We start from the raw sequence: 6,392 nt of genomic DNA, 5'->3' as shown, positions 1-6,392 counted from the left end.
AAAGCGAAAGCGGCTCGTTCAGAATCGCAGGGCGATGGAGTCCCTGATTCCGAGGCGCTTTTTGCCTCGAATGAAGGGGCGAAGCGACCGGAGATTCTAGCCGCTGGAGCTGGATATAACTAAAAGCGAAAGCGGCTCGTTCAGAATCGCAGGGCGATGGAGTCCCTGATTCCGAGGCGCTTTTTGCCTCGAATGAAGGGGCGAAGCGACCGGAGATTCTAGCCGCTGGAGCTAGATACATAAAAAAAGCGCCCTATTACAGGGCGCTTTTTTATTATCATGCACCTCCGTCTGGATACCCACCTTGGTATTCACGTAAATATATCAACGATTTTTCAATTATATCGAACAAAACTTAAATTATATCAACGATTTTTTTAATATATCAACGGTTCGACACAACATATCGATTTACCGACAATCTACGACAAGGACAAACCACCTACATACCCCCTATCCCGAAAACTCCCTTTAAGTAAACCGCAAAAACAAAAAGCTATCGCATATACGCGATAGCTTCTTATTGTACATATGCAGCTAATGCTTCTAAAGCCTCTTCTGCATCTGAACCTTCTGTTGTAATTGTTATCATGCTTCCAGTTCCAATTGCTAAGCTCATAATCCCCATTATGCTCTTTGCATTTACTGTCTTTCCATCTTTCTCGATGAAGATATCTGCATGAAAGCGATTTGCCTCTTGTACAAACAACGCAGCCGGACGTGCTTGTAAACCGTTTTTTAATGAAACCTGAACTCGTTTTTGAACCACAGCTCCATTTCCCCTTTAACCTCTTATTTTTTTACTAACGTTTCCCCCGCGCGTAATTTCTCTGCGATTTCATCGATTTTACGCAAACGATGATTAATACCCGACTTACTAATCTTCCCCCCGGATACCATCTCACCTAACTCTTTCAATGTTACATCTTGATAATCTCTTCGTAATTGTGCAATCTCTTGTAATTTATCCGGCAAAATATCAAGACCAACTGTCTCATCAATATAACGAATATTTTCAATCTGTCTTAGTGCTGCACCAATTGTTTTATTTAAATTAGCTGTTTCGCAGTTCACTAAACGATTTACAGAATTACGCATATCACGTACGATTCGAATATCTTCAAATCTTAAAAGTGCATTATGAGCACCTATAATATTTAAAAACTCTGTAATTTTTTCTGCTTCTTTCAAATACGTAATGTACCCTTTTCTTCTTTCCAACGTCTTACTATTTAAATCAAATCCGTTCATCAGTTCACATATAGCATCATTATGTTCCTTATATAACGAAAAGATTTCTAAATGATAAGATGATGTTTCTGGGTTATTTACTGAACCACCTGCTAAAAATGCGCCACGTAAGTACGATCGTTTACAACATTTCTTCTCAATCAATTCTTGTGATATATTTCGAATAAATGAAAAGTCATCTCGAACGATATGAAGATCAGCTAATATTTCGCGAGACTTCTCAACAAGCCGCACAATATATACATTATTTTTCTTCAAGCGCATTTTTTTACGGACAAGCAATTCTACCGTCACGTCATATCCTTTTTTCAAAAGCGTATAAATCCTTCTTGCAATTGCCGCATTTTCCGTTTGAATATCGATAGATAGACGACGGTTTGAAAAAGAAAGCGACCCGTTCATTCGAAGTAACGCTGATAATTCTGCTTTCTCACAGCATTCCTTCATCTCAAGATTCGTCAACTCTTTCTTTGTTTCTGATGCAAATGACACAGTCAACACCTCCTTATACGATTATTATGGAACAAAATTCTTGTCCTATATGAATGAGGAGCGCTACCTCAAACGAGGCAACGCATATTTATAACAATGAATATAAAATGGACGCTAACTTTAACGTATCATGCCTTACAACATGATCATCATACTTCGCTAATCCCTCTTGAATAACATCAATATTATTTTCAACAAAACGTTCTTCATCCACTACAACTGGTGTAGACATTTCTTCCTCATATGACTTGCGTAATTCACAAGGAATCTCACGGTTATTTACAATTGCAGTATTGATAAATGGTTGCCCTAAATGATCGTGTAACGCCTGCACATGATCAAAAGCAGTATATCCCATCGTTTCACCCGCTTGTGTCATAACGTTACATACATATACCTTCTTCGCCTTTGCAGCAAGAACAGCGTCTCCAATTTTGTTAACAACTAAATTGGGCAATATACTCGTATACAAACTTCCAGGACCGAAAACAAGTAAATCAGCTCGTTTAATCTCAGCCAACGTTTCATGCAATGGCTCTACATCTTCTGGAGTTAAAAAGACACGATTAATCTTCTTTCCGTAATAAGGAATCTTTGATTCACCTGTTACAATTTCCCCATCTTCAAGTTCCGCATGAAGTACCGCACTTTGATTCGCTGCTGGTAATACACGTCCTCTGACATTTAATACTTTACTTGTTTCTGTAATTGCATGGAAAAAGTCTCCTGTAATCGAGGTCATACCTGCCAACAATAGATTTCCTAACGCATGACCTTTCAGTCCGTCTCCTGTTGTGAAACGGTGCTGAAATAAAGCTTCCACCAGTGGCTCTACATCCGATAACGCAACAAGTACGTTACGGATGTCACCTGGAGGTGGAATTTCTAGCTCATCACGTAATCTACCCGAACTGCCACCATCATCAGCAATTGTAACAACTGCTGTAATATCAACAGGATATTGCTTTAATCCTCTTAATAAAACAGAGAGTCCAGTTCCGCCTCCCATGATGACAATTTTAGGCTTTCTCTCTTTTTTCATCCCTTAATGGCCCTTTCTCTTCTCCACATCACGATGAGATACATGAACACTATACTCTGGTTTCAAATGTTTCCCAAGGTATTCTGTAAGCGTAACAGAACGATGCTGTCCACCTGTACATCCAATTGCAATTACAAGTTGACTTTTGCCTTCTCTTTTATAATGAGGCAGCATGAAAGTAATCAGATCCGTCAACTTCTCTAAAAACTTATGTGTCTCATTAAATTTCAGTACATACGAAGAAACTTCTTCATCTAGTCCTGTTAATGGCTTCATATGTGGAATGTAATATGGATTTGGTAAAAAACGAACATCAAATACTAAATCTGCATCAATTGGAATACCGTACTTAAATCCAAATGACATAACATTTACACGAAATGCTTGCTCAGTTTCTGTTGAGAACAAGTGAACAATTTTTTCACGTAATTCTTTCGGTTTTAAATCCGATGTATCAAGCACAATATTCGCTCGTGCCTTCATATCTGTTAATAAATTACGCTCTGCTTCGATTCCCTTTAACGGCAAACCAGTTGGTGCAAGTGGATGCGAACGTCTCGTTTCTTTATAACGAGTTACAAGCGTACTATCTTTCGCATCTAAAAATAAAATATGAGGAATAATCCATGTACGTTCTGATAAATCATCAAGTGCTCCCCATAAATGTTCAAAAAACTCGCGGCCACGTAAATCAATACCAAGTGCCACTTTATTCATTTTCCCTTTTGAATCCGCCATAAGCTCAATAAACTTCGGCAATAACATCGGTGGTAAATTATCCACACAAAAATATCCTAAATCTTCAAAACTTTGTAAAGCTACTGTTTTTCCAGCTCCAGACATCCCTGTAATAATTACCATTTTTATATCATTATTCTCTGTCATTGTATCCTCTCCTTGACGGTTTAACTCGGATCTAATCGATATGAAAGCAACTCAAAATCTGGGGTATATACAAATGTACCGTAGATTATGCCATTTCCTTTAATTAAATAATCAATAATGTGATAATCTCCTGGCGCCATTGCTAAATCATCAATTTTATCAAATGTATGCCAACCAATGATGCCTTCTTCGCTCTCTAGTTTGTTTTCTCCTGCAAAATCTGTCGCTAAAAAGGAGAACATCATCCATTCAGAAACAACTTTATCACCTTCTTGGATGACAAAGGTGAAGACCCCCTTTAACGCTGGGTTTTTCAAATAAATACCTGTTTCTTCACGATACTCGCGAACAACGGAATCTCTTACAGTCTCACCACGCTCCATTTTCCCGCCTGGTGCAACCCACCAATTTCGACGAGGTTTTTGGAGTAAGAGTACTTCATTATCTCTAATTAACACACAGTTTGTCACTCTTTGCATGTTTCTTCACCTCAGCTACTTGCAGTAAAATTCCTCACTGCATACTTCTTTCATTATACTATCAAAAACAGTTTGCTACAACGAAGGAGCCAGTCCTCTTTCGCTAAGCATATGCTACTCAGCAATTTTAAAAAAGCTTTCTATAACAAGCAATGTAAATGCTTAGACTTTTAATGAATAGCATGAAAAATCCCCTTAACGCTTTTTATCGCCAAGGGGATTAAAGTACTTATTTCTTACCGAAATAAGTAACAATCGCAAATCCTAAAACAAAGGTAATAATTGAACTTATAATTAAAAATCCGCCAGTCGGAATCCCAGGGAATACAATTACAATCGAACCGATTACAAGTCCAATAATTGCCGCAAATGTCATACTTTTATAACGATCTAATAAAAAACTAATGCCTTTACTACTTACAACAAATCCAACCATAACACCAGCACCGATAACCACGATTAAAGGTAAGTTAAGTGTAGTTAAAGCGTTAATTGCTGTTGGATACACACCAATAATTAATAAAATAAACGATCCACTAATTCCAGGAAGCAGCATGGCCATACTAGCCATCCATCCTGCGAAAAATAAACCAATTGCATTTAAAATTGTTAACGTCGTAATTGGATCTGCTGCCTTATCTGGTTTAAAGAAAGCTGTAATCGCAACAAGAATTGCTGCAACTATTAATAAAACGATGTGCTTACCTTTAAACGACGACTTTGCATCAGCTTCCCTCATTAACATCGGTAATATACTAATAATTAAACCGAGAAAGAAAAATTGAGTCGGTTCATAATGATTTGCAAGTAAATATTTAATAACGTGACTTAACGTTAAAAATGCCGCTGCCACACCAGCTGCAAGTGGAATTAAAAATCCTAAATGTTTTTTCCATTCACGACTAAAGAATCCACTAATTGCCGCAAGCAATTGTTCATAAATCCCTAACACAACAGCGATTGTACCGCCGCTCACACCAGGAATTAAATCACTAACGCCCATACAAAATCCACGATATATATTACGCCATTCCATACTGAATAAATTCCTCATTTCTTATAGTGATTTTTTCCGTAAAGTCCAGTATATCAATAAGAAAGCTTATAATCCTTATATTTTTTGACAAAACTTTGACATTTTCACACAAAAAAAGAAGAAAGCTCCTGTCGGTAGCTTTCTTCTCACAAGGTATATTATCCCTTATTTTTCTGATACAGTTTTTAATTCCTCTAATAATTCTTCTACGTAATGTTGTGCACTTTGCGCTGCAATACTACCGTCACCTGTTGCAGTTACAATTTGACGAAGCATTTTTTCACGAACATCACCAGCTGCGAAAATACCAGGAATTTTCGTTTCCATACGCTCGTTCGTTTCAAGGTAACCATTTTCATTTGTAATACCTAGTTCAACAAATGGTTTTGATAAAGGTAACATACCGATGTATACGAATACGCCGTCAGTTTTGACTTCTTTCTCTTCTCCACTATTTACGTCCACAAGTGTTACACTTCCTACTTTACCACTTGCTTCGTTGATTTGTTTTATCGTGTGGTTCCAAATGAAATCTACTTTTTCGTTTTGGAAAGCACGGTCTTGTAAAATTTTCTGTGCACGAAGCGTGTCACGACGGTGAACGATCGTTACTTTTGATGCGAAGCGCGTTAAGAACACACCCTCTTCAACAGCAGAATCTCCACCGCCAATTACGATAAGTTCTTTTCCTTTAAAGAATGCTCCGTCACATACTGCACAATATGATACACCGCGGCCGCCAAGTTCTGTTTCACCCGGTACACCAATTTTTTTATACTCTGCACCGCTTGCAACGATAATTGCACGTGCTTTATATTCTTTTTTACCAGCAATAATTGTTTTGTATTCCTTACCATCGATGACTTCTTTCACATCACCGTATGCATATTCAGCACCAAATTTCTTCGCATGCTCGAACATTTTATTTGATAAATCTGGTCCTAAAATAGACTCATAACCTGGGTAGTTTTCTACATCTTCCGTGTTTGCCATTTGGCCACCTGGAATACCACGCTCAAGCATTAATGTGCTTAAATTTGCACGAGATGTATATACTGCAGCTGTCATACCAGCTGGTCCTGCACCAATAATAACGACATCATAAATTTTTTCTTCTGACACACTATTCACTCCTATCCATTCCTACACAATTAAGTTACCCTCATTATACTGTTAGCATCATTTTTTTCCCAATGATTTGCTTATC

At 37.8% G+C, this 6,392-nt stretch carries 7 protein-coding genes; all 7 read right to left on the bottom strand.

The window, feature by feature from the left end:
• Positions 1-520 precede the first annotated feature (520 nt).
• The 7 genes from ACTFP3_RS19640 to trxB all read right to left on the bottom strand — a co-directional run bounded on the left by ACTFP3_RS19640 (position 521) and on the right by trxB (position 6,307).
• Positions 521-769 (bottom strand): HPr family phosphocarrier protein, encoded by a 249-nt coding sequence (locus tag ACTFP3_RS19640; RefSeq protein WP_000250307.1) that lies wholly within the window; start codon positions 767-769, stop codon positions 521-523.
• A gap of 23 nt (positions 770-792) precedes the next feature.
• Positions 793-1,743 carry a DNA-binding protein WhiA gene (whiA, locus tag ACTFP3_RS19635; protein ID WP_000006558.1) on the bottom strand — a complete coding sequence of 317 codons (951 nt, stop codon included), beginning with the start codon at positions 1,741-1,743 and terminating at the stop codon, positions 793-795.
• A gap of 88 nt (positions 1,744-1,831) precedes the next feature.
• Positions 1,832-2,785, bottom strand: a complete 954-nt coding sequence (locus ACTFP3_RS19630; RefSeq protein ID WP_000712188.1) for a gluconeogenesis factor YvcK family protein — start codon at positions 2,783-2,785, stop codon at positions 1,832-1,834.
• A 3-nt stretch (positions 2,786-2,788) separates the two neighbouring features.
• Positions 2,789-3,670 (bottom strand): RNase adapter RapZ, encoded by an 882-nt coding sequence (gene rapZ, locus ACTFP3_RS19625; RefSeq protein WP_000138459.1) that lies wholly within the window; start codon positions 3,668-3,670, stop codon positions 2,789-2,791.
• Between the two features lie 20 nt (positions 3,671-3,690).
• Positions 3,691-4,149 carry an NUDIX hydrolase gene (locus tag ACTFP3_RS19620; RefSeq protein ID WP_001190080.1) on the bottom strand — a complete coding sequence of 153 codons (459 nt, stop codon included), beginning with the start codon at positions 4,147-4,149 and terminating at the stop codon, positions 3,691-3,693.
• Between the two features lie 229 nt (positions 4,150-4,378).
• Positions 4,379-5,185: an undecaprenyl phosphate translocase family protein gene (locus ACTFP3_RS19615; protein WP_326035795.1), complete on the bottom strand. Its 807-nt coding sequence runs from the start codon at positions 5,183-5,185 to the stop codon at positions 4,379-4,381.
• Between the two features lie 165 nt (positions 5,186-5,350).
• Entirely contained in the window at positions 5,351-6,307 is a 957-nt protein-coding gene (gene trxB / locus ACTFP3_RS19610; RefSeq protein ID WP_025710203.1) for a thioredoxin-disulfide reductase, read from the bottom strand.
• Positions 6,308-6,392: the final 85 nt, after the last annotated feature.

The sequence above is a fragment of the Bacillus cereus group sp. MYBK5-2 genome, assembly GCF_051915685.1.
GTDB classification, from domain to species: Bacteria; Bacillota; Bacilli; order Bacillales; family Bacillaceae_G; genus Bacillus_A; species Bacillus_A cereus.
Note: the sequence above shows the minus strand (reverse complement) of the source record. Positions and strands in the feature narration are given on the sequence as shown.

Coding starts and splice junctions, on each gene's coding strand:
- ACTFP3_RS19615 (WP_326035795.1), bottom strand. CDS start 5,185: ATGGAATGGCGTAATATATATCGTGGATTTTGTATGGGCGTTAGTGAT.
- ACTFP3_RS19620 (WP_001190080.1), bottom strand. CDS start 4,149: ATGCAAAGAGTGACAAACTGTGTGTTAATTAGAGATAATGAAGTACTC.
- ACTFP3_RS19630 (WP_000712188.1), bottom strand. CDS start 2,785: ATGAAAAAAGAGAGAAAGCCTAAAATTGTCATCATGGGAGGCGGAACT.
- rapZ (WP_000138459.1), bottom strand. CDS start 3,670: ATGACAGAGAATAATGATATAAAAATGGTAATTATTACAGGGATGTCT.